This is a genomic window from Pseudomonas sp. BIGb0176, assembly GCF_024810175.1.
In the GTDB taxonomy this organism is placed as follows: Bacteria; Pseudomonadota; Gammaproteobacteria; order Pseudomonadales; family Pseudomonadaceae; genus Aquipseudomonas; species Aquipseudomonas protegens.
In genome coordinates this window covers 820,000-843,412 of sequence record NZ_JANUEC010000003.1, presented here as the reverse complement: position 1 = coordinate 843,412, position 23,413 = coordinate 820,000, and the positions used below count along the sequence as shown (strand labels likewise).

Annotated in this window: 20 protein-coding genes; 8 read left to right on the top strand and 12 right to left on the bottom strand. The window is 63.7% G+C overall.

Annotation, left to right across the window (positions count from 1 at the left end; genetic code table 11):
* Positions 1–169: 169 nt before the first annotated feature.
* Positions 170–1,564, top strand: coding sequence for a class II fumarate hydratase (locus M2395_RS22065; protein WP_011062598.1), 1,395 nt, complete (start codon positions 170–172; stop codon positions 1,562–1,564).
* 73 nt (positions 1,565–1,637) lie between these two features.
* Here M2395_RS22065 and M2395_RS22060 read toward each other — a convergent pair whose 3' ends face one another.
* The 3 genes from M2395_RS22060 to pap all read right to left on the bottom strand — a co-directional run bounded on the left by M2395_RS22060 (position 1,638) and on the right by pap (position 5,546).
* Positions 1,638–2,597 (bottom strand): DMT family transporter, encoded by a 960-nt coding sequence (locus M2395_RS22060; RefSeq protein WP_019093385.1) that lies wholly within the window; start codon positions 2,595–2,597, stop codon positions 1,638–1,640.
* A gap of 147 nt (positions 2,598–2,744) precedes the next feature.
* Complete coding sequence (locus tag M2395_RS22055; protein ID WP_053159735.1) at positions 2,745–3,929, bottom strand: thiolase family protein; 1,185 nt, start codon at positions 3,927–3,929, stop codon at positions 2,745–2,747.
* Positions 3,930–4,031: 102 nt separating this feature from the next.
* Entirely contained in the window at positions 4,032–5,546 is a 1,515-nt protein-coding gene (pap, locus tag M2395_RS22050; RefSeq protein ID WP_011062601.1) for a polyphosphate:AMP phosphotransferase, read from the bottom strand.
* Positions 5,547–5,694: 148 nt separating this feature from the next.
* On the opposite strand from pap, the gene mnmC reads away from it, so the two are divergent.
* From mnmC to M2395_RS22025, 5 genes are all read left to right on the top strand, one after another.
* The gene (gene mnmC / locus M2395_RS22045; RefSeq protein ID WP_123431303.1) at positions 5,695–7,671 is read left to right on the top strand and encodes a bifunctional tRNA (5-methylaminomethyl-2-thiouridine)(34)-methyltransferase MnmD/FAD-dependent 5-carboxymethylaminomethyl-2-thiouridine(34) oxidoreductase MnmC; all 1,977 of its coding nucleotides are present in this window, start codon (positions 5,695–5,697) and stop codon (positions 7,669–7,671) included.
* Positions 7,672–7,874: 203 nt separating this feature from the next.
* Positions 7,875–9,647: an N-acetylglutaminylglutamine amidotransferase gene (locus M2395_RS22040; RefSeq protein WP_011062603.1), complete on the top strand. Its 1,773-nt coding sequence runs from the start codon at positions 7,875–7,877 to the stop codon at positions 9,645–9,647.
* 3 nt (positions 9,648–9,650) lie between these two features.
* The gene (gene ngg / locus M2395_RS22035) at positions 9,651–11,396 is read left to right on the top strand and encodes an N-acetylglutaminylglutamine synthetase (RefSeq protein ID WP_011062604.1); all 1,746 of its coding nucleotides are present in this window, start codon (positions 9,651–9,653) and stop codon (positions 11,394–11,396) included.
* A gap of 126 nt (positions 11,397–11,522) precedes the next feature.
* Complete coding sequence (locus tag M2395_RS22030) at positions 11,523–12,707, top strand: osmoprotectant NAGGN system M42 family peptidase (RefSeq protein ID WP_015636583.1); 1,185 nt, start codon at positions 11,523–11,525, stop codon at positions 12,705–12,707.
* Between the two features lie 84 nt (positions 12,708–12,791).
* Entirely contained in the window at positions 12,792–13,019 is a 228-nt protein-coding gene (locus M2395_RS22025; protein ID WP_011062606.1) for a YheU family protein, read from the top strand.
* Positions 13,020–13,055: 36 nt separating this feature from the next.
* Here the strand turns inward: M2395_RS22025 and M2395_RS22020 are convergent, their stop codons facing one another.
* A complete protein-coding gene (locus M2395_RS22020; protein WP_011062607.1) occupies positions 13,056–13,388 on the bottom strand; it encodes a YnfA family protein in 333 nt (110 codons plus the stop codon).
* 65 nt (positions 13,389–13,453) lie between these two features.
* Positions 13,454–14,269: an SDR family oxidoreductase gene (locus M2395_RS22015; protein WP_011062608.1), complete on the bottom strand. Its 816-nt coding sequence runs from the start codon at positions 14,267–14,269 to the stop codon at positions 13,454–13,456.
* Positions 14,270–14,577: 308 nt separating this feature from the next.
* Between M2395_RS22015 and M2395_RS22010 the strand changes: the two genes are divergently transcribed.
* Positions 14,578–14,730 (top strand): DUF3309 family protein, encoded by a 153-nt coding sequence (locus M2395_RS22010; protein ID WP_007945780.1) that lies wholly within the window; start codon positions 14,578–14,580, stop codon positions 14,728–14,730.
* Positions 14,731–14,892: 162 nt separating this feature from the next.
* On the opposite strand, the gene M2395_RS22005 is transcribed toward M2395_RS22010, so the two are convergent.
* From M2395_RS22005 to M2395_RS21985, 5 genes are all read right to left on the bottom strand, one after another.
* Complete coding sequence (locus M2395_RS22005; protein WP_011062610.1) at positions 14,893–16,980, bottom strand: LTA synthase family protein; 2,088 nt, start codon at positions 16,978–16,980, stop codon at positions 14,893–14,895.
* Positions 16,981–17,297: 317 nt separating this feature from the next.
* Positions 17,298–17,489: a PLDc N-terminal domain-containing protein gene (locus tag M2395_RS22000; RefSeq protein ID WP_015636585.1), complete on the bottom strand. Its 192-nt coding sequence runs from the start codon at positions 17,487–17,489 to the stop codon at positions 17,298–17,300.
* A gap of 85 nt (positions 17,490–17,574) precedes the next feature.
* Entirely contained in the window at positions 17,575–18,105 is a 531-nt protein-coding gene (locus M2395_RS21995) for a hypothetical protein (protein ID WP_015636586.1), read from the bottom strand.
* 109 nt (positions 18,106–18,214) lie between these two features.
* Positions 18,215–18,733, bottom strand: coding sequence for an ankyrin repeat domain-containing protein (locus M2395_RS21990; RefSeq protein WP_011062613.1), 519 nt, complete (start codon positions 18,731–18,733; stop codon positions 18,215–18,217).
* 97 nt (positions 18,734–18,830) lie between these two features.
* Positions 18,831–20,669 (bottom strand): long-chain-acyl-CoA synthetase, encoded by a 1,839-nt coding sequence (locus M2395_RS21985; RefSeq protein WP_015636587.1) that lies wholly within the window; start codon positions 20,667–20,669, stop codon positions 18,831–18,833.
* 681 nt (positions 20,670–21,350) lie between these two features.
* Here M2395_RS21985 and M2395_RS21980 point away from each other — a divergent pair.
* On the top strand, positions 21,351–21,629 hold the full coding sequence (locus M2395_RS21980; RefSeq protein ID WP_015636588.1) for a DUF3509 domain-containing protein: 279 nt from the start codon (positions 21,351–21,353) through the stop codon (positions 21,627–21,629).
* A 73-nt stretch (positions 21,630–21,702) separates the two neighbouring features.
* On the opposite strand, the gene M2395_RS21975 is transcribed toward M2395_RS21980, so the two are convergent.
* Together M2395_RS21975 and M2395_RS21970 are read right to left on the bottom strand one after the other, a co-directional pair.
* Positions 21,703–22,248: an acireductone dioxygenase gene (locus M2395_RS21975; protein WP_015636589.1), complete on the bottom strand. Its 546-nt coding sequence runs from the start codon at positions 22,246–22,248 to the stop codon at positions 21,703–21,705.
* Entirely contained in the window at positions 22,248–23,396 is a 1,149-nt protein-coding gene (locus M2395_RS21970) for an MFS transporter (RefSeq protein ID WP_053153182.1), read from the bottom strand. The genes M2395_RS21975 and M2395_RS21970 overlap by 1 nt, the downstream gene beginning before the upstream one ends.
* Between the last annotated feature and the right edge of the window lie 17 nt (positions 23,397–23,413).

The following is a 23,413-nucleotide window of genomic DNA, read 5'->3' as shown; positions in this document are numbered from 1 at the left end:
AGGTAGAACCCCAAGGGCGCCCATTCTGCGCCTATTAATCCGCGTCCCTCAACCCCACGCCGACCGGCCCCCGGTTTTGCTCGGCCATGGCGGGGAAAAACCCCCGGCATGGAACCCGAGCCGCGGATCACGGCCTAAACTGGCCTGTCAGACTAGGAGGATTGCCACGATGAACCGAATCGAAACCGACAGCCTGGGCCAGGTTGAAGTCCCGCAAGAAGCCTACTGGGGCGCGCAGACCCAACGTTCGCTGGTCAACTTCGCCATCGGCAACGAACGCATGCCCTTGGCGGTGCTGCATGCCCTGGCCCTGATCAAGAAAGCCGCGGCGCGGGTCAACGACCGCAACGGCGACATCCCTGCCGATATCGCCCGCCTGATCGAACAGGCCGCCGACGAAGTGCTCGCGGGCGAGCATGACGACCAGTTCCCTCTGGTGGTGTGGCAGACCGGCAGCGGTACCCAAAGCAACATGAACGTCAACGAAGTGCTGGCTGGACGGGCCAACGAGCTGGCCGGCAACCCTCGGGGCGGCAAGACGCCGGTGCACCCCAATGACCACGTCAATCGCTCGCAGAGCTCCAACGACTGCTTCCCCACTGCCATGCACATTGCGGCGGCCCAGGCGGTGCAGTTCCAGTTGCTGCCAGCGATCACCGAGCTCTCCGGCGGCCTGGCCGAGCTGTCGGCGCGGCACATGAAGCTGGTGAAGACCGGTCGCACCCACATGATGGACGCCACCCCCATCACCTTCGGCCAGGAAATCTCGGCCTTCATCGCCCAACTGGGGTACGCCGAGCGCGCCATCCGCAGCGCTTTGCCGGCCGTCTGCGAACTGGCCCAGGGCGGCACCGCGGTAGGCACCGGGCTCAACTCACCCCACGGTTTCGGCGAGGCCATCGCCGCCGAGTTGGCGGCGCTCTCGGGCCTGCCCTTCGTCACGGCGTCGAACAAGTTCGCCGCCCTGGCCGGCCATGAACCGCTGACCAGCCTTTCCGGCGCCCTGAAGACCCTCGCCGTGTGCCTGATGAAAATTGCCAACGACCTACGCCTGCTGGGCTCCGGGCCACGGGCGGGCCTGGCCGAGGTCAAGCTCCCCGCCAACGAGCCCGGCAGCTCGATCATGCCCGGCAAGGTCAACCCGACCCAGTGCGAAGCCCTGTCGATGCTGGCCTGCCAGGTCATGGGCAACGATGTGACCATCGGTTTTGCCGCCAGCCAGGGCCACTTGCAACTGAACGTGTTCAAGCCGGTGATCATCCACAACCTGCTGCAATCGATCCGCCTGCTGGCCGATGGCTGCAGCAACTTCCAGCACCATTGCATCGCCGGGCTGGAGCCCGACCCGCAACAGATGGCCGCGCACCTGGAGCGCGGGCTGATGCTGGTGACCGCGCTCAATACCCATATCGGCTACGACAAGGCCGCCGAGATCGCCAAGAAGGCCTATGCCGAGAACCTGACCCTGCGCGAGGCGGCGCTGGAACTCGGGTACCTGACCGATGAACAGTTCGATGCCTGGGTCCGCCCGGAAAACATGCTGGAGGCCGGGAAGCAGGGGTAAGACCGCAGTCGCCTTCGCTGGCAAGCCAGCTCCTGCCACAACCCGACTGCAGGAGCTGGCTCGCCAGCGAAGCTCAGCCCGCCGCGATCCGCTGCCGCCGCGCTCGCAACCCCGCCATCAACGACGGACCCAGTGCCGTCAGCGCCGACCCCAGCACCACCAGCAGCGCCCCGCCATAGCCCAGGCCATTGATCTGCTCGGCCTGCACATACTCGGGCCAGAGCCAGGCTGCCCAAGCCACCGCGACAAAGGTCACCAGCGGCGTAATGGCCAGGGTCGCGCTGACCCGCGACGCTTCCCAATGGGCCAGAGCCTCGGCAAAGGCGCCATAGGCAATCAGGGTATTAAGGCAGCACGCCAGCAACAGCCAACCCTGCAACGGGTTCAATTCCAGCGCCTCCAGCGGGTGAGCCCAAGGGGTGAGCAACAAGGCGCAGAACAGGTAGATCACCATCATTACCTGCAGGGAATTCCACACGCTCAGCAGTTGCTTCTGGCCCAGGGCGTAGAAGGTCCAGACCGCGGAAGCGGCAAGAATGGTCAGGACCCCCGCGGTGTAGTCGCTCAGGGAAGTCAGCAGTTCGCTCAGGCGCTGATTGAAGAACAGCCCAAAGCCGATCAGCAGCACCAGAAGCCCCAGGCCCTGGCCGAGGCTGAACCGCTCCTTGAATACGAACAGGCTGGCGATCAATAGCAGGATAGGCCCCATCTGCACCACCAGTTGCGCGGTGCCCGGGCTCAACAGATTGAGGCCCATGAGATACAGCACGTAATTGCCTACCAGGCCACAGACCGAGATCGGCACCAGCCAGATACCCTTGGGGCCCAGCACTCGCCAGCGCGGCAGGCGCCCCACCGCCGCCAGGTAGGCCAGCAGGCAGCCACCGGACACCGTCAGGCGAAACCAGGTCACGGTAACCGGGTCCATCACTTGCAGTACCTGCTTGAGCTTGATGGGCAGGATGCCCCACAACAGCGCGGTCAATAAGGCCAGGAACAGACCATAGACCCAGCGACCGGACGAGACGTGCATGCGAACCCCACAAGGCCTTACGAGCAAGGCTCACATACTAGGCCCGCGCCGGCAGCCGACACAGAGACAGTTGGCGACAAAGCGCAAACAGGATTGTGCAGGTCGCAAACCGGCCCCACGGGAGCCGGCTTGCCGACGAAGCGAAACCTAGCGTACCGCCTCGAACAACCCCGTGGCCCCCATGCCGCCACCCACGCACATGGTGACGATGCCATAGCGCAGGTTGCGCCGCTGCAGCTCGCGCACCAGATGCCCGACCTGACGCGAACCGGTCATGCCGAACGGGTGGCCGATGGAGATCGAGCCGCCATTGACGTTGTAACGGGCGTTGTCGATCTCCAGGCGGTTGCGGGCATACAGGCACTGGGAAGCGAACGCTTCATTGAGCTCCCAAAGATCGATGTCAGCCACGCTCAGGCCCTTGGCCTTGAGCAACTTGGGCACCGAGAACACCGGGCCGATACCCATCTCGTCCGGCTCGCAGCCGGCCACGGTAAAGCCGCGGAAGAACGCCTTGGGCTTGAGCCCCAGGGCCAGGGCCCGCTCCAGGCTCATCACCAGGGTCATCGAAGCACCGTCGGACAGCTGCGAGGAATTGCCCGCCGTCACCGAACCGTCGTCGGCAAACACCGGCTTCAACGCCGCTAGGTTTTCCAGGGTGGTGTCGGGGCGGTTGCAATCGTCGCGGTCCACCACGCCATCAAGGATCTGCACCTCGCCGGTGTTCTTGTCCTCGACCTTGTACTTGACCGTCATCGGCACGATCTCGTCGCTGAAAAGGCCGGCGGCCTGGGCCTGGGCGGTACGCTGCTGGCTTTGCAGGGAGTAGCGGTCCTGGGCTTCGCGGCTGACACCGTAGCGCCGGGCCACCACTTCGGCGGTCTGGCCCATGGGGAAGTAGATGCCCGGTACCTGCTCCTTGAGCAGCGGGTTGACCAGGTTTTCGGTGTTGACGCTCTTCATGGTCAGGCTGATGGATTCGACGCCACCGGCCACGATGATGTCGCTGCAGCCGGAGGCGATCTGGTTGGCGGCGATGGCGATCGCCTGCAGGCCCGAGGAACAGAAGCGGTTGAGGGTCATCCCCGCGGTGCCGGTGCCCAGGGCCGAGAGCACCGCGACGTTGCGCCCTATGTTGAAACCCTGGGCCCCTTCATTGGAGCCGGCGCCGACGATGCAGTCCTCGACACTGGCCGGGTCGATGCCGTTGCGGGCGAGCAGCGCATTGACGCAGTGGGCGGCCATGTCATCCGGACGGGTCTGGTTGAACTTGCCCCGAAAGGACTTGGCCAGGCCAGTCCGTACGCTGTCGACGATCACCACTTCACGCATGACGCACCTCATTATTGTTGGCGGCAGGAAGAGCATCGAGCATAGATCCCCCTCCTGTCCCGCCGCGACAATCATTCACTGGGCGTATGCGCGACCATCGACCTACTTCTTGTCTTTCTTGTCGTGCTTGTCCGAGCGCTCGAACGCGGCTTCCAGGGCGCGGTTGATGGTGCGCAGAACCTTGACCCGGGCCCAGCGCTTGTCGTTGGCCTCCACCAGAGTCCAGGGCGACACCTCGGTGCTGGTGCGGTCGACCATGTCGCCGACGGCAGCGCGGTAATCGTCCCACTTGTCGCGGTTGCGCCAGTCGTCCTCGGTGATCTTGAAACGCTTGAAGGGAATCTCCTCCCGGGCCTGGAAGCGCTCCAGCTGGGTGTCCTTGTCGATGGCCAGCCAGAACTTGACGACGATCACCCGGGCATCGGCCAACTGCTCCTCGAAGTCGTTGATCTCGCTGTAGGCCCGCAACCAGTCGGCGGGGCTGCAGAAGCCCTCGATGCGCTCCACCAGCACCCGGCCGTACCAGGAACGATCGAAGATGGTGAACTTGCCCCGGGCCGGGATATGCCGCCAGAAACGCCAGAGATAGGGCTGGGCGCGCTCCTCTTCCGTGGGCGCGGCAATCGGCACGATGCTGTACTGGCGCGGGTCCAGGGCCGCCGCGACCCGGCGGATGGCCCCGCCCTTGCCCGCCGCGTCGTTGCCTTCGAACACCGCCACCAGGGCGTGCTTGCGCATGCGCTTGTCCCGCAGCAGGCCGGCCAGGCGCGCCTGTTCGGTAATCAGTTGTTCTTCGTAGTCGTCCTTGTCCAGGTGCTGGGTCATGTCCAGGCTGTCCAGCAGGCTGAGCTGATCCACCGCCGGAGGCAGCGGCGCCGCGTTGACCTGGGTGGCTCGCAGGGGCTGGCGGTTCAGCGCGCTTTGCAGCCCTTCCAGGAGAATCCGCCCCACGGTAAGGCTGCGGTAATGCGGATCGACGCCCTCGATCACGTGCCAGGGCGCATAGTCGCGGCTGGTGCGGCGCAGCACGCGCTCGCCGTACTTGACGAACTTGTCGTAGGTTTCTGACTGCTGCCAGTCCAGCGGGCTGATGCGCCAGCTGTGCAGCGGGTCGTCCTGCAACGCCTTGAGGCGGGCCTTCATCTGTTTCTTGGACAGGTGGAACCAGAACTTGAAGATCAGTGCGCCCTCATCGCAGAGCATCTTCTCCAGGCGCTCGGCGCCGTTGATCGCCTGGTCCAGGCGTGGGTCCTTGATCTCGCCATGGACCCGGCTCTGCAGCATCTGGCTGTACCAGTTGCCGAAGAACACCCCCATGCGCCCCTTGGCCGGAAGCATCCGCCAGTAGCGCCAGGCCGGGGGCCGCGACAGTTCCTCGTCGGTCTGCTGGTCGAAGGTGCGCACCTCGATCAGCCGCGGGTCCATCCATTCGTTGAGCAGCTTGACCGTCTCGCCCTTGCCCGCGCCCTCGATCCCGTTGATCAGCACGATCACCGGAAAGTTCGCCTTCTGGCGCAGTTCGAACTGGGCTTCGAGCAAGGCCTCGCGCAACGCCGGCACCTCGGCATCGTAGGTTTCTTTGTCGATGGCGTGACCGATTTCAGCGGATTCGAACATGGGTGGCTCCCTTCCAAGAATTTTCCAAGACTAGCGGATCGACCTCGGCCAGGGAAAACAAATCCCCGAACCTGCAGCGCCTTGCCATGGATCAAGCGCCGCCGGCGCGATGGGCTAGAATGGCCGCCTTGCGCAACATGAGCCGAACATGATCCCTGAACTGCCCCACGCCCAGCTCGACTGGGACGACCAAGGACGCCCGCGCTCGCGGGTCTTCGACGATGTGTACTTCTCCAGCGAATCGGGCCTGGATGAAACCCGCCACGTGTTCATCGAACAGAACCGCCTGGGCCAGCGCTTTGCCGCCCTGGCCGATGGCGAACGCTTCGTTATCGGTGAAACCGGCTTCGGCACCGGGCTGAACTTTCTCTGCGCCTGGCAGTTGTTCCAGCAGCAGGCCCCGACCGGTGCCCGGCTGCATTTCGTCAGTGTGGAAAAGTACCCCTTGAGCCCTGCCGACCTGCAACGGGCCCTAGCCCTGTGGCCGGAACTGGCGAGCCTCTGTGCACCGCTGCTGCAGCAGTACGTGGCAGTGCATGGCGGCTTCCAGCGCATCGTGCTGGAGGGCGGGCGAGTGACCCTGACCCTGCTGATCGGCGATGCCCTGGAGCAACTGCCGCAACTGGACGCCCAGGTCGATGCCTGGTTTCTCGACGGTTTCGCACCGGCCAAGAACCCCGACATGTGGACCGCCGAGCTCTTCGCCGAACTGGCGCGCCTGGCCGCCCCAGGTTCCACTATCAGTACCTTCACCAGCACCGGCTGGGTGCGCCGGCTGCTGAACAGTGCCGGCTTCAAGATGAAACGCACCCCGGGCATCGGCCACAAATGGGAGGTACTGCGAGGCGAGTTCCTCGGCTGGCCAGAGGATGCGCCGGCGCCGGCCAGGGCCAGGCCCTGGTTCGCCCGCCCCGCACTGCGAGAGAAGACCGCCCTGGTGATCGGCGGCGGGCTGGCCGGTTGTGCCAGCGCCGCCAGCCTGGCCGCCCGCGGCTGGCAGGTGCAATTGCTGGAGCGTCATGCAGAGCTGGCCCGGGAGGCCTCGGGCAATCCCCAGGGCGTGCTCTACCTCAAGCTCTCGGCCCACGGCACCGCTCTGTCGCAGATGATCCTCAGCGGCTTCGGCTATACCCGGCGCCAACTGGAGCACCTGCAGCGCGGCCAGGACTGGGATGGCTGCGGCGTGCTGCAACTGGCCTTCAATGCCAAGGAAGCCGAGCGCCAGGCCCAACTGGCCGCGGCTTTTCCCGCCGACCTGCTGCACCTGCTGGACCAACCCCAAGCCCAGGCCCGGGCCGGTATCGGCCTTGAGCACGGAGGCCTGTTCTACCCCGAAGGTGGCTGGGTGCATCCGCCGGCCCTGTGCCAATGGCAGGCCAGCCACCCGCGGATCCAGGTCCTGGCACACCGGGAAGTCCTGGAACTGCGCCGGGTCGATGAGCAATGGCAAGCCTGGGACGGCGACCGGATGCTGGCCAGCGCCGCGGTGGTGATCCTCGCCGGTGCGGCCGAGATCAAGCGCTTCCCGGCCAGCGCCGACCTGCCCCTCAAGCGCATTCGCGGGCAGATCACCCGCCTGCCCCAGACCGCACAAAGCCAGATCCTGGCCACGGTGGTCTGCGCCGAAGGCTACGTCGCCCCCGCGCGCCTGGGGGAACACACCCTGGGCGCCAGTTTCGACTTCAAGAGCCAGGACCTGACCCCCACCAGCGCCGAGCATGCCGGCAACCTGGAGATGCTGCGGGAAATCTCCGGCGACCTGCTGCACCGCCTGGGTGCCGAGCAACTGCCCCTGGACAGCCTGCAAGGCCGCGCGGCCTTCCGCTGCACCAGCCCGGACTACCTGCCCATCGTCGGCCCCCTGGCGGACCCGCTTGCCTTTGCCGAAACCTACGCCGCCCTGGGCAAGGATGCGCGCCAAGTGCCGGACCTGCCCTGCCCCTGGCTCGACGGCCTGTACATCAACAGTGGCCACGGTTCCCGTGGGCTGATCACCGCGCCGCTGTCCGGCGAGCTGCTGGCCGCCTGGCTGGAAAACGAGCCCCTGCCCCTGCCCAGAAGCGTGGCCGAAGCCTGCCATCCGAACCGTTTTGCCCTGCGTCGCCTGATTCGCGGCAAGGCCTGAAGCAGAGCGGCGGCGCTGACTTTCCAGCGCCGCCAATGGCCGCTGGCCAGCACCAAGCGCTACATCCAACCGTCCGGCCACACTCAACTGCTTATAACCGATCGATCTAAAACTCCCGAGTTACGCACAGGTCAGTTTCCAGGTAGCCGCCCTTTTGACGGCGGCAGATTGACTCTCCCCAACGGAAAAACCGGTAAGGACTTATGTGCGGACTAGCTGGCGAATTACGCTTTGATCATCAACCTGCCGACCTGGCAGCGGTTGAACGAATCACCCACCACCTGGCCCCTCGCGGCCCGGACGCCTGGGGCTTTCACAGCCAGGGCCCGATTGCCCTCGGCCATCGACGGTTGAAAATCATGGACCTTTCGGACGGCTCGGCGCAGCCCATGGTCGACAACCAACTGGGCCTGTCCCTGGCCTTCAATGGCGCGATCTACAACTTCCCCGAACTGCGCGCCGAACTGGAAGCCAAGGGTTATGCCTTCTATTCCGGCGGCGACACTGAGGTGTTGCTCAAGGGTTACCACGCCTGGGGCGCGGACCTGCTGCCCAAGCTCAACGGCATGTTCGCCTTCGCCATCTGGGAGCGCGATGCCCAGCGCCTGTTCATCGCCCGCGACCGCCTCGGGGTCAAGCCGCTGTACCTATCGCGCACCGGCCAGCGCCTGCGCTTCGCCTCGGCCCTGCCGGCGTTGCTCAAAGGTGGCGACATCAACCCGTTGCTCGACCCCGTGGCGCTCAACCACTACCTGAACTTCCATGCCGTGGTGCCAGCACCGCGAACCCTGCTGGCAGGCATCGAAAAACTGCCGCCGGCCACCTGGATGCGTATCGAGGCCGACGGCCGCACCGAGCAGCAGACCTGGTGGACCCTGCCCTACGGCCCCCGTGCCGACGAAACCAACCTGACTCTGGAAGACTGGCGTGACCGGGTGCTGGACAGCACCCGTGAAGCGGTGGCCATCCGCCAACGGGCAGCGGTGGATGTGGGCGTGCTGCTGTCTGGCGGTGTCGACTCCAGCTTGCTGGTGGGCCTGCTGCGAGAGGTCGGGGTGGACAACCTGTCGACCTTCTCCATCGGCTTCGAGGACGCCGGTGGCGAGCGGGGCGACGAGTTCCAGTACTCCGACCTGATTGCCCGGCACTACGGCACCCGGCATCACCAGTTGCGCATCGACGAACGTGAAATCATCGAACAGTTGCCCGCGGCCTTTCGGGCCATGAGCGAGCCGATGGTCAGCCACGACTGCATCGCTTTCTACCTGCTGTCCCGGGAAGTGGCCAAGCACTGCAAGGTAGTGCAAAGCGGCCAGGGCGCCGACGAACTCTTTGCCGGCTACCACTGGTACCCGCAGGTGGACGGCGCCAGCGACCCCTACGCGGCCTACCGTGCGGCCTTCTTCGACCGCAGCTACGACGACTACGCGGCCACCGTACAACCGCAGTGGCTGACCGCCAACGATGCCGCCGGGGATTTTGTCCGCGAGCATTTCGCCCAGCCCGGCGCCGACGCAGCTGTGGATAAGGCCCTGCGCCTGGACAGCACGGTGATGCTGGTGGATGACCCGGTCAAGCGTGTGGATAACATGACCATGGCCTGGGGCCTGGAGGCGCGCACGCCGTTCCTCGACTACCGCCTGGTGGAGCTTTCGGCCCGGGTGCCGGCGCGCTTCAAGTTACCGGACGGCGGCAAGCAGGTGCTCAAGGAAGCTGCGCGGCTGGTGATCCCCAGCGAGGTGATCGACCGCAAGAAAGGCTACTTCCCGGTGCCGGGCCTCAAGCACTTGCAGGGCGCGACCCTGGACTGGGTACGCGAACTGCTGCTGGACCCGAGCCAGGATCGCGGCCTGTTCAAGCCGGCCATGCTCGACCGCCTGCTGACCGATCCCCAGGGCCAGTTGACGCCCTTGCGCGGCTCCAAGCTGTGGCAACTGGCGGCATTGAACCTGTGGCTCAGCGAACAAGGAATCTGACCGATGAAAGCTCACGCCACGGCTTACAGCCAACGCCTGCTGCGCGGCCAGGCGCCGTCCTATGAACGCCTGCAGGCGCGCTTCGCCGAAGACGGCAGCGAACCCGGGTGCGAACCGATCGCGGTACATTGCGGTTGGGGCCGCCTGCTGATCGGCCATACCTTTCCCGACCCCACCAGCCTGGCCGGGGAGTTGCTCAACGAGCGACCTGGCGAACGCGACATCGCTCTGTATGTGGCGGCGCCACAACAAGTGCTGGGGCTGGAACCGGCGCAACTGTTCCTCGACCCTTCCGATACCCTGCGCCTGTGGTTCAGCGATTACCGCCAGGCCACTCGGGTATTTCGCGGTTTCCGCATCCGTCGCGCCCAGAGCGAAGCCGACTGGCAAGCCATCAACCAGCTGTACCAGGCCCGCGGCATGCTGCCCATCGACCCGCAACTGCTGACCCCGCGCCATCAGGGCGGGCCGGTGTACTGGCTGGCCGAGGACGAAGACAGCGGCGCGGTGATCGGCAGCGTCATGGGCCTCAATCACCACAAGGCCTACCAGGACCCGGAACACGGCAGCAGCCTCTGGTGCCTGGCAGTGGACCCCGACTGCAGTCGCCCGGGCGTCGGCGAAGTGCTGGTGCGCCACCTGATCGAACACTTCATGAGCCGCGGCCTGAGCTACCTCGACCTGTCGGTGCTGCACGACAACCGCCAGGCCAAGAACCTCTACGCCAAACTCGGCTTTCGCACCCTGTCGACCTTCGCCATCAAGCGCAAGAACGGCATCAACCAGCCGCTGTTCCTCGGCCCCGGGCCCCAGGCGGAGTTCAACCCCTATGCGCGGATCATCGTCGAGGAAGCTCATCGCCGGGGCATCGATGTGCAGGTGGATGACGCCGACGCCGGGCTGTTCACCCTCAGCCACGGCGGGCGCCGGGTACGCTGCCGGGAATCACTGAGCGATCTCACCAGCGCCATCAGCATGAGCCTGTGCCAGGACAAGAGCCTGACCCACAAGGTGCTCAAGGGTGCTGGCTTGAACCTGCCGGCGCAGCAACTGGCGGGCAACGCCGATGACAACCTGGGCTTTCTCGACGAGCACCAGCGGGTGGTGGTCAAGCCCCTGGATGGCGAGCAGGGGCAAGGCGTGGCGGTGGACCTGCGGACCATCGAAGAGGTGCAAAAGGCCATCGACCACGCCCGCCGCTTTGACAGCCGGGTATTGCTGGAAAGCTTCCACGAAGGCCTGGACCTGCGCATCTTGGTGATCGGCTTTGAAGTGGTGGCAGCGGCTATCCGCCGTCCCGCGGAAATCATCGGTGATGGTCAGCACTCCATCGGCGCGCTGATCGAAGCCCGCAGCCGTCGCCGCCAGGCGGCCACCGGCGGCGAGAGCAAAATCCCCCTGGACCAGGAGACCCAGCGCACCCTGCACGCCGCCGGCTACGACTACAACAGCGTACTGGCCGCCGGGGAGCGGCTGTTTGTACGGCGCACCGCCAACCTGCACACCGGCGGCACTCTGGAAGACGTCACCGGCATCCTTCATCCGACCCTGGCCGACGCCGCCATCCGCGCAGCCCGTGCCCTGGACATTCCCGTGGTGGGCCTGGACCTGATGGTGCCGGCGGCGGATCAGCCCGAGTACGTGTTCATCGAAGCCAACGAACGCGCCGGGTTGGCCAATCACGAACCGCAACCCACCGCCGAACGTTTTGTCGACCTGCTGTTTCCCCACAGCCAACCGGCGCCGTGATCCTTCGCCGGCAAGCCGGCTCCTACCCTCACTGGTAGGAGCTGGCTTGGCAGCGAAGGCGCCCCCTGGCCCTGCATCCATGCCCTCATCGAAACCATCGATGGCCGTTTCTCATCAGGAGTTTCCATGACCCGCAAGATTCCCGAACCCGACCTCGCCTACCTGCAGAAAGTCCTCCTGGAAATGCTCGCCATTCCCAGCCCCACCGGCTTTACCGACACCATCGTGCGCTATGTCGCCGAACGCCTTGAAGAACTGGGCATCCCCTTCGAGCTGACCCGTCGTGGCACCATTCGCGCCACCCTCAAGGGCCAGAAGAACAGCCCGGACCGGGCCGTCTCGGCGCACCTGGACACCATTGGCGCCAGCGTGCGCGCGGTGAAGGACAACGGCCGCCTGACCCTGGCCCCGGTGGGCTGCTGGTCCAGCCGCTTTGCCGAGGGCAGCCGGGTCAGCCTGTTCACCGACAACGGCGTGTTGCGCGGCAGCGTCCTGCCGCTGATGGCCTCCGGGCACGCCTTCAACACCGCGGTGGACGAACTGCCCATCAGTTGGGACCACATCGAGCTGCGCCTGGATGCCTACTGCACCACCCGCGCCGACTGCGAATCCCTGGGGATAGGCGTGGGTGACTTTGTTGCCTTCGACCCCTTGCCCGAGTTCACCGAAAGCGGCCATATCAGCGCCCGGCACCTGGACGACAAGGCCGGTGTCGCCGCGCTGCTGGCCGCGCTCAAGGCCATAGTCGACAGCGGCGAGCCGCTGATGATCGACTGCCATCCGCTATTCACCATCACCGAAGAAACCGGCAGTGGTGCGGCAGCGGCCCTGCCCTGGGACGTCAGCGAGTTCGTCGGCATCGACATTGCCCCGGTCGCCCCGGGCCAGCACTCCAGCGAACATGCGGTGAGCGTGGCCATGCAGGACTCCGGTGGCCCCTACGACTATCACTTGTCCCGCCACCTGCTGCGCCTGGCCGGCGAACACGAGTTGCCGGTGCGTCGCGACCTGTTCCGCTACTACTTCAGCGACGCCCATTCGGCGGTCACCGCCGGCCACGACATCCGCACTGCGCTGCTGGCCTTCGGTTGCGACGCCACCCACGGCTATGAGCGCACCCATATCGACAGCCTGGCGGCACTCAGCCGCCTGCTGGGGGCCTACATCCTCAGCCCGCCGGTATTTGCCAGCGACGCGCAACCGGCCCAGGGCTCACTGGACCGCTTCAGCCATCAACTGGAGCACGATGCACAAATGGAAAGCGATACCCGGGTGCCCTCGGTGGACAGCCTGGTGGGGCAGAAATCCTGAACCCGCCCCGGCGTTTGTGCACGCCCTGGCTGGCGGTACGGCCCCGGGCGCAGTAGGATCCCGGATTGTTTGCCGGAGGCCCCCATGCTGATTCCCCACGACCAACTTGAAGTCGACACCCTGACCCGCCTGATCGAGGACTTCGTGACCCGCGAGGGCACCGACAACGGTGATGAAACGCCCCTGGAGACCCGTGTGCTGCGGGTGCGCCAGGCCTTGACCAAGGGCCAGGCGGTAATCGTCTTCGATCCGGACAGCGAACAGTGCCAACTGATGCTCAAGCACGATGTGCCCAAGGAGCTGTTCGACTGACCCTACCCCCGGCCCAGCTTCTCTGGGCCGGGTTATTCAGCCATTGGAAAAGCGCGGGCCGAACAGAATCACACTGGCCCCGATCACGCACAGCGCCAGCCCCAGCCAATCCGAACCCAGGGGCCGTACCCGCTCCACCACTGCCAGCCAGCCAATCGAAGCGACGATATAGATGCCTCCGTAGGCGGCATAGGCGCGCCCGGCGTAGGTGGCCTCGACCTTGGTCAGCAACAGGGCGAACAGGGTCAGGCTGACCAGCGCGGGAATCACCCACAAGGCACTCTTGCCCTGACGCAGCCACATCCAGAACGCATAGCAGCCGGCGATTTCAAACAGCGCGGCGAGGAAGAACCACAGGTAATTGAGCATGCAGGAACTCGTCAGGATTGTCGGATGCCGGCAACCCTAACGACGCCCAGGGGGATTGGGCAAGCTCAACTGGCGCTTTGCTTGGCCTTGGCGCGCATCTTGTCGGCCATCAGGGTCATTTCGTCGTACAGCGCCTGGGGATTTTTCTGCTTCAGGGCCCAGGCCATACGGCCCTGCTCATGGGGCAGGATCATGAATTGGCCGGCATCGACCTGGGCATGGATGTAGTCGGCGATCTCGGCGGCGGTGATCGGCGAGTTTTCCAGCAACTTGCCCACCTGGGCCTTCATGGCCGGGGTCGGCCCCCGGAAGGAGTCCAGCAGGTTGGTCTGGAAGAACGACGGGCAGACCACATGCACGCCGATTTCCTGCTGCGCGAGCTCGATCAACAGGCTCTCGGAAAGCGCCACCACTCCGGCCTTGGCCACGTTGTAGTTGCTCATGGCCGGGCCCTGCATCAAGGCCGCCATGGAAGCGATATTGATGATCTTGCCCTTGCTCTGCTCCAGCAGCGGCAGGAAGGCCTTGCAGCCCTTGACCACCCCCATCAGGTTGATCGCGATCTGCCAGTCCCAATCTTCCAGCGACAGTTCGCTGAAGAACCCGCCAGAGGCCACGCCGGCGTTGTTGACGATGATGTCGATGCCGCCGAACTTCACCTCGCAGGCCTGAGCGAAGGCGGTCAACTGGCTGTAGTCACGCACATCGCAACGCTGCACAAAACCGTCACCACCGGCTGCACGCACCAGTTTCAGGGTTTCCTGCAGGCCCGCCTCGCTGACATCGGACAAGGCCAGCCGCCAGCCCTCGCGGGCCCAGCGCAAAGCGATTTCGCGACCCAGGCCGGAGCCGGCGCCAGTGATCATCATGCGATTTTGCATAAGAGTTGCCTTGTTGTTCCGGGGAAGATGAGCCGCAGTGTAGCGAAGGCCCCTGCGCCACCCACGCACCATCAGGGTGCTGAATGCCCCGGGCAAACCGCCGGCCCGGTGCCCCCGACCTGTCATCCGCCCCCCCTGCTCCGGGCAGGCGCAAAGGAAATAAGACCGAAAGCGGAAAGCTTTAAAAATACTTGGAATTTTCTGGAAGGGCGCAGAGTCGGATTTATTAAGCGGTTCGCTTTATCCCTAAAACGAACTTGTCCTTGAATAACTGCGTTGTTCAACTCTATTCCAATAAGGAAACAGCCATGGGCACCATTCTGATCGTTATTCTGATTCTGCTGCTGATTGGCGGCCTGCCAGTATTCCCGCACTCCAGAAGCTGGGGTTATGGGCCTTCAGGAATCATTGGCGTCGTGCTGGTGGTGCTGTTGGTACTCTTGCTGCTGGGCAGGATATAACGCCCTTATTGCTCGCCCCAGAGCATGTTTGAACGTAAAAAGGCGCCGGTCTTCACCGGCGCCTTTTTATTAGCCCGAATAAAAAACACCCCACTTGTGGGGTGTTCTATTCACGCGGGCAACTTGCGCCAACCCCGCATGACAGGGCCGGCGCTGCAGCGTTTAGTCCGGTTTCCCGTTGACCACGCCTGCGGTGTTGTCGAGCAAGCTCTTGGTCGCCGTCTGCAGGAAGGATTCCAGCTTCTGCTTGAGCTGCGCCTCATCGGCAGAATCCGGGATCAGTTCGCCCCCCGGTGCCGAACCCAGCTCGTACTTGTACAGCCGTGGCGGCATTTCCTTGGGCAGCACCAGCACCCGGTCCGCCGTCAGCAGCGCTACGGTCTGGTCACTGCCCGAAGGCTTGATCACGCCGAAGCCCTTGTCGCCTTCCGGCAGGTTGAGCAGGTCGCGCCCCCAGCACTGGTGCAGTACGTCGCCACCCAGGCGACCCATGATGGTGGGCACGATGTCGATCTGGGTGCCCACGGTGTGGTCACGCTGGCCGAACTTTTCCTGGATGCCCGGAGCGATCATCAGCATGGGCACGTTGAAGCGCCCCAGGTCCATTTCGGTGATCTGCTGCTCGTTGCCGAAGCCATGGTCGCCCACCACCACGAACAGGGTTTCCTTGAAGTAAGGCTCCTTGCGCGCTTTCTCGAAGAACTGGCCCAGGGCCCAGTCGGAGTAGCGCATGGCCGTCAGATGTTCGTTGAGGCTGCCGCGGTCGGTCACCTTGTCCACCGGCAAAGGCGTGGGCAGGGCATACGGCGTGTGGTTGGACAGGGTCTGCAGCAGGGCATAGAACGGCCCCTTGCCTTCCCGGGCCTTCAACTCTTCCAGGCCGCGGTTGAACATGTCCTGGTCGGACACGCCCCAGGTCGGGTCGGAGAACACCGGATTGACGAAGTCGTTACGGCCGATGAAGTTGGTCATGCCCTGGTTGCTGAAGAACCCCGACTGGTTGTCCCAGGCGAAATCGCCGTTGTAGACATACACGTCATCGTAGTTGCGAGCACTGAGCAATTGCGGCAGGCCGGACAGCTTGTGGCTGCCTTCCGGGGTCTGCATCAGGTATTCGAAGCCAGGCAGGTTGGGGAAGCACGCCATGGTGGCGAACATGCCCTGGTGGGTGTGGGTGCCGTTGGAGAAGAAGCGGTCGAACAGCAGGCCTTCCTTGGACAGTTTGTCGAAGTACGGAGTGATCTCCCCCGGACGTCCCAGGGCACCCACCGAATGCCCGGCGAAGCTTTCCATCAGGATCACCACGACGTTCTTGATCGGCAGGGTCTTTTCCCCATCCGGCGTGTAGGTGCGGCGTACGGCGGCAATATCGGCATCCACCAGCTTGTCACTCGGCACCAGCAGCATGTCGCGCACGGTCTGCTGGGCCAGAGGCTGAGGCAAGGTGGCCTTCCAGATATTGGTGCGGTCCTCGGACAGACGATCCTTGGCCGCCGCCATCAGTTGCAGCGTGCCATTGAGGCCCAACTGGTTGGCGAAGTTGGATTCGGTGGTGTAGACGTCACCCCAACGCATCGGCGGGCCCTGGCGCAGAGTGCCACGGGCTGCAACCACGCAGATCAGCAGACACACCACGAACACCGCAATGCGCGCATACCAGGGGGCAATCTGCCGGGTGCCGACATTGCCGCCGCTGAACGGGCCGCGGGGCCGGGTGGCGCGGTCGGCCCCCTTGAATGCCAGGCTCAGGATCCAGGTGCCCACGGCCCAGGCCAGCAGGTAGCGGACCACCGGGAAGCCGTACCAGAGCATGCTCATCACGGTTTTCGGGTCTTCCTTCACATACTGGAAGACCAGGCCGTTGAGGCGCTGGTGGAACTCTCGGTAGAAGTCCATCTCCATCAGGCCGAGGAACAGCGCGATGCTGGAGGTGACTGTCAGCCAGAAGCGCAACACCCCGCGAGCCGCCATGGCCCGGGCGCTGAACAGCGCCAGCAGCAGCGGTACGCTGAGGTAGACCACCAGCCGCAGATCAAAACGCAGCCCGTTGGCAAACGCTTCGAGGAAGGTCGAGGCCGGAGTGTCGAGAATCATCTCGCGGTTGTAGATCAGCAGCGCGACGCGCAACAGGGAAAGCATCACCATCATGACCAGGGCGCACAACAGCGTGTAGGCCAGATGGGATTTAACGGTCGGTTGCAGCAGGCGATTCGAGGATCGCTGCTGACTCAGGGCATCCGAGTTTGCCATGTGGTTTTAGGACCCATTGGAAGTTTAAGTTGCAAAGATAAAGCTGCGTTCTGCCCTCTTGTTGCCGCCAGGGCGACGGGGGAATTCGCGGTGCGCAAATGTTGCACGATCACTCAAGGCATTGCCATTGATTAGTGGGCAGCACCGAAAAACCCACTGCCAACGGCTCTGGGACAAGAGATTACAGAGAGTTATACCGGGGAAAAAGCGCCGGCGAATTGTCTTAGAGCGTTTGTGAAAATTTCGTTCAACGCATGTTTAGTCACACAAAAAAGGGCCTGACGGCCCTTTTCCCTGTGCAACCTGCGTCTCCAGCTTCAGAGCCGCACATTGCCTCGCGGCCCGGCGATCGCCCAGATGATCAGCCCCAGCACCGGCAGGAGAATGATCAAGAGCACCCAGAGGACCTTCATCCCGGTTTCGGCGCCGCTTTTGAGTACGTTGATGATGGCCCAGATATCCAGGGCCAGAATGATCAGGCCAACCAGGCCATTGAAGGTGGAACCCATGGTGTCGCTCCCTAAATGATGGCGTGCCTCTTTAGGATAGCCGTGCTGGATCAGGGTTCCGTTTTATTCCACAGCCGCTCGGGCTTCAGACATGAACGGCGATCTTCAAGGCCTCCAGGGCCGGCGCTGCGGCGATCCCGACCTCGGCGCACAGCTCCAGCACCCGCGGCACGTCGTTGCCGTAGACCAGTACCATCTGCAACTCGTCATCCAGCAACTGGCTGAAGTTCATCAACACATAGCCGCCGTTTTCCGGGTTCATGCTGCCCATCTGGATCTGGATGCGGTTCAAGGCCGTCAGGGCTTCGATCTTGGCCAACTGCTTGGGCTTGATGTTGAAAGCCACGTCCTTGCCGAACGAGGCGACGATCTGGGCGAACAGGTCGACATAGGTATCGGCCTGAAACAACACGGTTTCCGGCAGGCTGCCGACCACCACCCATTCCCCCAGGGGAATGGGGAAGCTGTCGTCGTAGTTGATATCCGGGTTGGCTGCCAGGAATCCCTGAGGGTCGGCGTAGGCCTGGCTCGCCTCCTCGGCGATCTGCTGGATCTCGGCATCGCCCATGCACCCGGAGCTGATCTTGCTAATGAGTTCGATAAGGGCGGTTTTCATGGGCACATCCTGGAAGCGAGGAAATCAAGGGGCGCGAAGGATAGCCTAAAGTGCCCGAGCTATCACGCCAGGCAGCACCTGACGCCTGCACGCCCCGATCATCGCCGGCTCAGGCCAGGAGTTTTTCCAGCTGCGCCGTGGTATCCATGGCGCCCATGGTCTTGGCCGCTTCCAGGGCACTCACGCCATTGCTGTCGCGGGCCTTGGGGTCGGCGCCCTGGCTGATCAGGTAGGTGACGATTTCCGTGCGGTTGAACATCGCCGCCATCATCAGCGCGGTACGTCCGTCGAAGGACGAGCCTTCCACCTGGGCGCCCCCCTCCACCAGCGCCTTGACCACCGCCAGGTCGCCCTTGAAGGCAGCCCCGGCAATCGGGCTCTGGCCATTGTCGTTGCGGATCTCGGGGTCGGCCTGGTGCTTGAGCAGCACCTGCACCGCGTCCACATGGCCGTGATAGGCGGCGAGCATCAGCAGCGTGTCGCCCTTGTGATTGCGCAGGTTGACCGGCAGGCCACTGGCAGCCAGTTTGTCGAGCATCTGTGCGTCGCCCTGGCGGGCCACGTTGAACACCTGTTCGACAAACTGGGCGGCCTCTTCTTCAGTCATCTGGCGGCTTTTGTCGGTCATCGGAAACTCCAGGTTCGGCAATTCGGAAAGGCGCTAGTTTCCCCAAGCCGGCGCCAGCCTGTCATCCCTTTTTTCCCGAGAGCCACCATAGGCAGAATCAATAACGCAGGCGCCCGCCCTGAATGTCCGCGAGAATCTGCGGGGTCAGCCGCACGTAGGTATCCGAGCCCGGCAACCAGGCATACACCGGCTCGTCACCGATTTGCTGCAGATCGAATGCCTGCTCCTTGAGGCGACTCTTCTGGTACTTGAAGGTGCCTGTGGTGTCCATCTTCACTTTGATCCGCAGGAACAGCGGCACTGCGTAGGCCGGCAACTGCTGCCGGGCGAACTGCAGCAACTCGCTGAAATCCAGGGTCGCCAGGGATTCTGCCGGAGTGATCGCCACCATCCCGGCCCGACCGTTGGTGTTGTGGATCTCGACCCCATAGGCCACCACCTCGGCAACCTGCGGGTGCCCCAGCAGGACGTTCTCCACCTCGGTGGTGGAAACGTTCTCGCCCTTCCAGCGATAGGTATCTCCCAGCCGGTCGACGAACTGCACATGGCCAAAGCCGATATCGCGCAGCAGATCGCCGGTGTTGAAGTAGCAGTCGCCCTTCTCGAATACGTCCTTGAGAATCACCTTGAGGTTCTTTTCCGGGTCGGTGTAGCCATCCAGGGGCGCCTTGTCGTCGATCTTCGCCAGCAGCAGCCCCTGGCCACCCTTGGCTACCTTCTGCATGAAGCCCTGGCTGTTGCGTAGTGGCGCACCGGTATCGTGGGCGTATTCCACCAGCGCCCAGGGGATCAGGGAAAAGCCCACGGTATTGTCGAAGTTGAGGATGTTGCTGAAGCCGATATTGCCGTCGCTGGCGGCATACAACTCACAGATATGACCGACGCCGAAACGTTGCTTGAACTCGCTCCAGACGCCCGGGCGCAGCCCGTTGCCGATCATCTTCGAGACCCCGTGCTCGGTATCCCGTGCGCAAGCCGGCTGGTCGATCAGGTAGCGGCACAACTCCCCGACATAACCCACGGTCGTGGCCTTGTAGCGGCGCACGTCATCCCAGAACTGGCTGGCGCTGAATTTGCGGCGGATGGCAAAGCCCGAGGCACCGGTAATCGCCGAGCCCCAGCACACGCACAGACCGGTGGCGTGGTACAGCGGCAAGGTGCAATACACCACGTCGCCGGGCTGCATATCCAGGGCGATGGTGCCGAAGCCGGCAGAGGTGCGCATCCAGCGCCCATGCTTGAAGATTCCGGCCTTGGGTAGCCCCGTGGTGCCGGAGGTATAGATGTAGAAGCAAGGGTCGTTGAGGAAGATGCGCTGGGTCTGCGCCAGGTTGTCCGATGGGTAACCGGCGCTCTCGGCCATCAGGTTGCGCATTCCCTCGGGGGTCGGCCCGGGGTCGGCAAAGGTGTCCTGATCGGCCACGAACCAGGTGCGCTGCGGATCGATGCCCACCTGCTCGCGTACCGCCGAGTAAGCGGCCTGCAGCTCGCCGCCGAGGATGATCGCCGCCGGTTTCACCAACGCCAGGCTGTGCGCCAGCACGCCCTGGGTCTGCGCGGTGTTGAGCATCGCGCAAATGCCTCCGAGCTTGGCCACCGCCAGCACCGTAACCAGCAATTCCGGGCGGTTCTCGATGAAGATCGCCAGCACATCACCCTTGCCGATGCCCTGCTCCTGCAGGTAGGCAGCAATGCGGTTGGCCCACTGATTGACCTGGGCATAACTGAGCACCCGGTCACCGTACAGCAAGGCCGGCCCCTCGGGGTTGCGCAGGGTCGCCTGCTCAAAGCTCCAGCCCAGGCCGCAGGGCTGGTCCGGGTTGTCGATATTGCCCGCTTTCATGCCCCGCACCACCCGCGGCAGTGCCCTGGCAATGGAGGGCACCTTACGCAGCATCATGCCCCAGGTGATCATGTCGCTCTTGTGCTTGTTCATGGTTGCTCCGGTTGCACAGCAAGGATCTGGGCCCGGGCCTGGCCGGCCGGGCGTTGGCAACAGCGGCGCAAGGCTCAACCGGGGGTAGCGATCCAGGGTGCGGCGAGCGGCACGCGGGAGCTGTGGATATCTCTCGCAAAGGGATGAAGGCAGGACAAGCGCAGGGCTGCAAAGAGCACCGGCGATGAGGCGCAGGAAAGGTTCATGGAGAGCGTCCTATGTTCTTATTATTGGTCGGGCGGGATCGCAAGATCGCGCCACAACACATTCCATGTCGCAGAAACGCCGTTCAAGCCGCTTTCGCGGGGCCGCCGAGGCCAGGTTGAACCAACGTGACTGGCTGGAAAATACGTCAGCTCTCGCGACGCTGTACACGGGGTTTTTGCAAACTTTTGTATCTACCCTCGGTCTCCCCACGCAGCGTACTTGTCCCCGCTTCAACGATTGAATTTTCCACCCTGGCCCGCGGTCACAACACTGCCACGGCACCCGCCAACACCCCCTGCGGACCTGCAAAATGCAGGATGCACGATGGCCATTCATGCAATTTGCACGAACAGGCGCTTTTTTGATTTTTATAAGTTGTTGTTTTTAAAGGATATTTTAAAAAAACAATACTGGCACAATCGCTGCACCTATCACTCCACGCTTGCCCTTCAAGAGCTAACGGAGCTGATAGACATGAGCCTGATCCAAGAAAAATTTTCTTCCCTGTTCTCCAACTTCGAAGTGACCACCCAGCCACGCCCTGACGGTGGCATCCTGTTGACCCTGCGCAACAGCGAAGGCAAACAGTTCAAGCGTTCGATCTCCTACGCACAGTTGCACGCCGCCGACCAACTGTCGTGGGTCATCAGCGCAATTCGTCGGGACTTGGCCGAACAGGCCAGTGAGTTGCCACAGATCTCCATGCTGCAAAGCCAGAACCGCTTTGCCCTGCCGACTTACCACTGCGCGTAAGCCGCTTGCGCTGCACCTGTCCGGGCCGGCCCCACCTTGCGTGGGTCCGGCCCGTTGACGTTGTGCTCCCCGCTCAATCGTCCAGGCGCGGGAACTGGCTGGCGATCGCGTCGCCGGTCAGGCTGGCGTTCCAGCCCTGGGGGTTGTTGAACATGCGGATGGCCACCAGGTTCGGCCGCTCGCCCATGTCGAACCAATGGGCGGTGCCCGCCGGCACCGAGATCAGGTCATTCCTTTCGCACAGTACGGCGTACACATAGTCATCGATGTGCAGGTTGAACAGGCCCCGGCCCGCAACGAAGAAACGTACTTCATCCTCGCTGTGGCGGTGCTCATCGAGAAAGCTGGCGCGCAGCTCGGCCTTCTGCGGATGGTCTTCATCGAGGCTGATGACATCCACGCTGGCGTAGCCACCCTCGGTCATCAGGCGATCGACCTGCTCCTGATAGGCGCTTATCACTTCTTGCTGGCTGGTGCCCGGTGCAACACGCGTGGTGGCAGGCCAGCGGTCGAAACGAATCCCCTGCTCGGCCAGGGTTGCAGCGATATCGTCGAAGTGGGTCAGGACCTTGTTCGGCAGGTCCGGACTGGATACGTGGTAGACGGACAGGCTGCTCATTACGGCAACTCCTCTTGCATGCGGGTGGCAATGATAACGGCTGCGGCCAAGGCTGCGACGCTGGCAATACTAAAGGTCAATGTGGGGCCCAGGGCATTCCAGCTATAACCCGAATACAGGGCCCCCAGGGCGCCCCCGGTTCCCGCCAGGGCCGCGTACAACGCCTGGCCCTGGCCTTGCTGGCGGGCACCGAAACTGCGCTGCACAAAATGAATGGCGGCGGCGTGGAAACTGCCGAAGGTCGCCGCGTGCAGCACCTGAGCCAACAACAGCACCCCGAGGTGTTCCGCCAGGCTGCCCAGCAGCAACCAGCGCAGAGCCGCCAGCAGGAAGCTCGCAAGCAGCACTCGCCGCACGGAAAAGCGCGCCAGGAGCCAGCTCATCGCCAGAAACATCAACACTTCGGCCACCACACCCAGGGCCCAGAGCATGCCGATCACCCCGCGGGTATAGCCCAGACGCTCCAGGTGCAGAGTCAGGAAGGTGTAATAGGGGCCGTGGCTCATCTGCATCAGTGCCACGCACAGGTAGAAGGCCAGCACACCGGGGCTGCGCAGTTGCCTGACAAAGCCCTCCCCGGCGTGCCGCGGCCCCTGCACCCGAGGCTGGGCGTTAGGCACCCACAGGCTGCTGAGGACGATGCCCGCCATGATCACCACCAGCGCTACCGGGTAGATGTCCAGGCTCAACCACTCGAACAAACGCCCCAGGGCCACCACGGTAAGAATGAAGCCGATGGAGCCCCAGAGGCGGATCTGGCTGTAGCGCGAGGCCTGGCCTTGCAGGTGCGCCAGGGTGATCACTTCGAACTGCGGCAGCACCGCGTGCCAGAAAAAAGCATGCAGGGCCATGACCATGGCCAGCCAGGCATAGCTCTTGTCGACGAAGATCAGGGAGAAACAGACCAGGGTGCAGAACGCACCAAAACGCACGATCACCAGGCGCCGCCCGGTGTAGTCCCCCAGCCAGCCCCAAAGGTTGGGCGCCACGCAGCGCATGAGCATGGGAATGGCCACCAGTTCGCCGATGCGCGCACTGGAGAACCCCAGGTGATCGAAATACAGCGCCAGGAATGGCGCGGTCGAGCCCAGCAGCGCGAAATAGAACAGGTAGAAACTGGAAAGCCGCCAGTAGGGAAGTGCCGCCACGGCCTTCAGACCGTGGC

Excerpts from the sequence above, each read along its gene's own strand:
- M2395_RS22040 (WP_011062603.1), top strand. The coding sequence starts at position 7,875 with ATGTGCGGACTAGCTGGCGAATTACGCTTTGATCATCAACCTGCCGAC.
- M2395_RS21990 (WP_011062613.1), bottom strand. The coding sequence starts at position 18,733 with ATGACCGACAAAAGCCGCCAGATGACTGAAGAAGAGGCCGCCCAGTTT.
- M2395_RS22030 (WP_015636583.1), top strand. The coding sequence starts at position 11,523 with ATGACCCGCAAGATTCCCGAACCCGACCTCGCCTACCTGCAGAAAGTC.
- M2395_RS21985 (WP_015636587.1), bottom strand. The coding sequence starts at position 20,669 with ATGAACAAGCACAAGAGCGACATGATCACCTGGGGCATGATGCTGCGT.
- M2395_RS22025 (WP_011062606.1), top strand. The coding sequence starts at position 12,792 with ATGCTGATTCCCCACGACCAACTTGAAGTCGACACCCTGACCCGCCTG.
- M2395_RS22015 (WP_011062608.1), bottom strand. The coding sequence starts at position 14,269 with ATGCAAAATCGCATGATGATCACTGGCGCCGGCTCCGGCCTGGGTCGC.
- M2395_RS21975 (WP_015636589.1), bottom strand. The coding sequence starts at position 22,248 with ATGAGCAGCCTGTCCGTCTACCACGTATCCAGTCCGGACCTGCCGAAC.
- M2395_RS22005 (WP_011062610.1), bottom strand. The coding sequence starts at position 16,980 with ATGGCAAACTCGGATGCCCTGAGTCAGCAGCGATCCTCGAATCGCCTG.
- M2395_RS22055 (WP_053159735.1), bottom strand. The coding sequence starts at position 3,929 with ATGCGTGAAGTGGTGATCGTCGACAGCGTACGGACTGGCCTGGCCAAG.
- M2395_RS22020 (WP_011062607.1), bottom strand. The coding sequence starts at position 13,388 with ATGCTCAATTACCTGTGGTTCTTCCTCGCCGCGCTGTTTGAAATCGCC.
- M2395_RS22000 (WP_015636585.1), bottom strand. The coding sequence starts at position 17,489 with ATGGGTTCCACCTTCAATGGCCTGGTTGGCCTGATCATTCTGGCCCTG.
- M2395_RS22060 (WP_019093385.1), bottom strand. The coding sequence starts at position 2,597 with ATGCACGTCTCGTCCGGTCGCTGGGTCTATGGTCTGTTCCTGGCCTTA.
- M2395_RS21995 (WP_015636586.1), bottom strand. The coding sequence starts at position 18,105 with ATGAAAACCGCCCTTATCGAACTCATTAGCAAGATCAGCTCCGGGTGC.
- M2395_RS22010 (WP_007945780.1), top strand. The coding sequence starts at position 14,578 with ATGGGCACCATTCTGATCGTTATTCTGATTCTGCTGCTGATTGGCGGC.
- M2395_RS22065 (WP_011062598.1), top strand. The coding sequence starts at position 170 with ATGAACCGAATCGAAACCGACAGCCTGGGCCAGGTTGAAGTCCCGCAA.
- mnmC (WP_123431303.1), top strand. The coding sequence starts at position 5,695 with ATGATCCCTGAACTGCCCCACGCCCAGCTCGACTGGGACGACCAAGGA.
- ngg (WP_011062604.1), top strand. The coding sequence starts at position 9,651 with ATGAAAGCTCACGCCACGGCTTACAGCCAACGCCTGCTGCGCGGCCAG.
- M2395_RS21980 (WP_015636588.1), top strand. The coding sequence starts at position 21,351 with ATGAGCCTGATCCAAGAAAAATTTTCTTCCCTGTTCTCCAACTTCGAA.
- pap (WP_011062601.1), bottom strand. The coding sequence starts at position 5,546 with ATGTTCGAATCCGCTGAAATCGGTCACGCCATCGACAAAGAAACCTAC.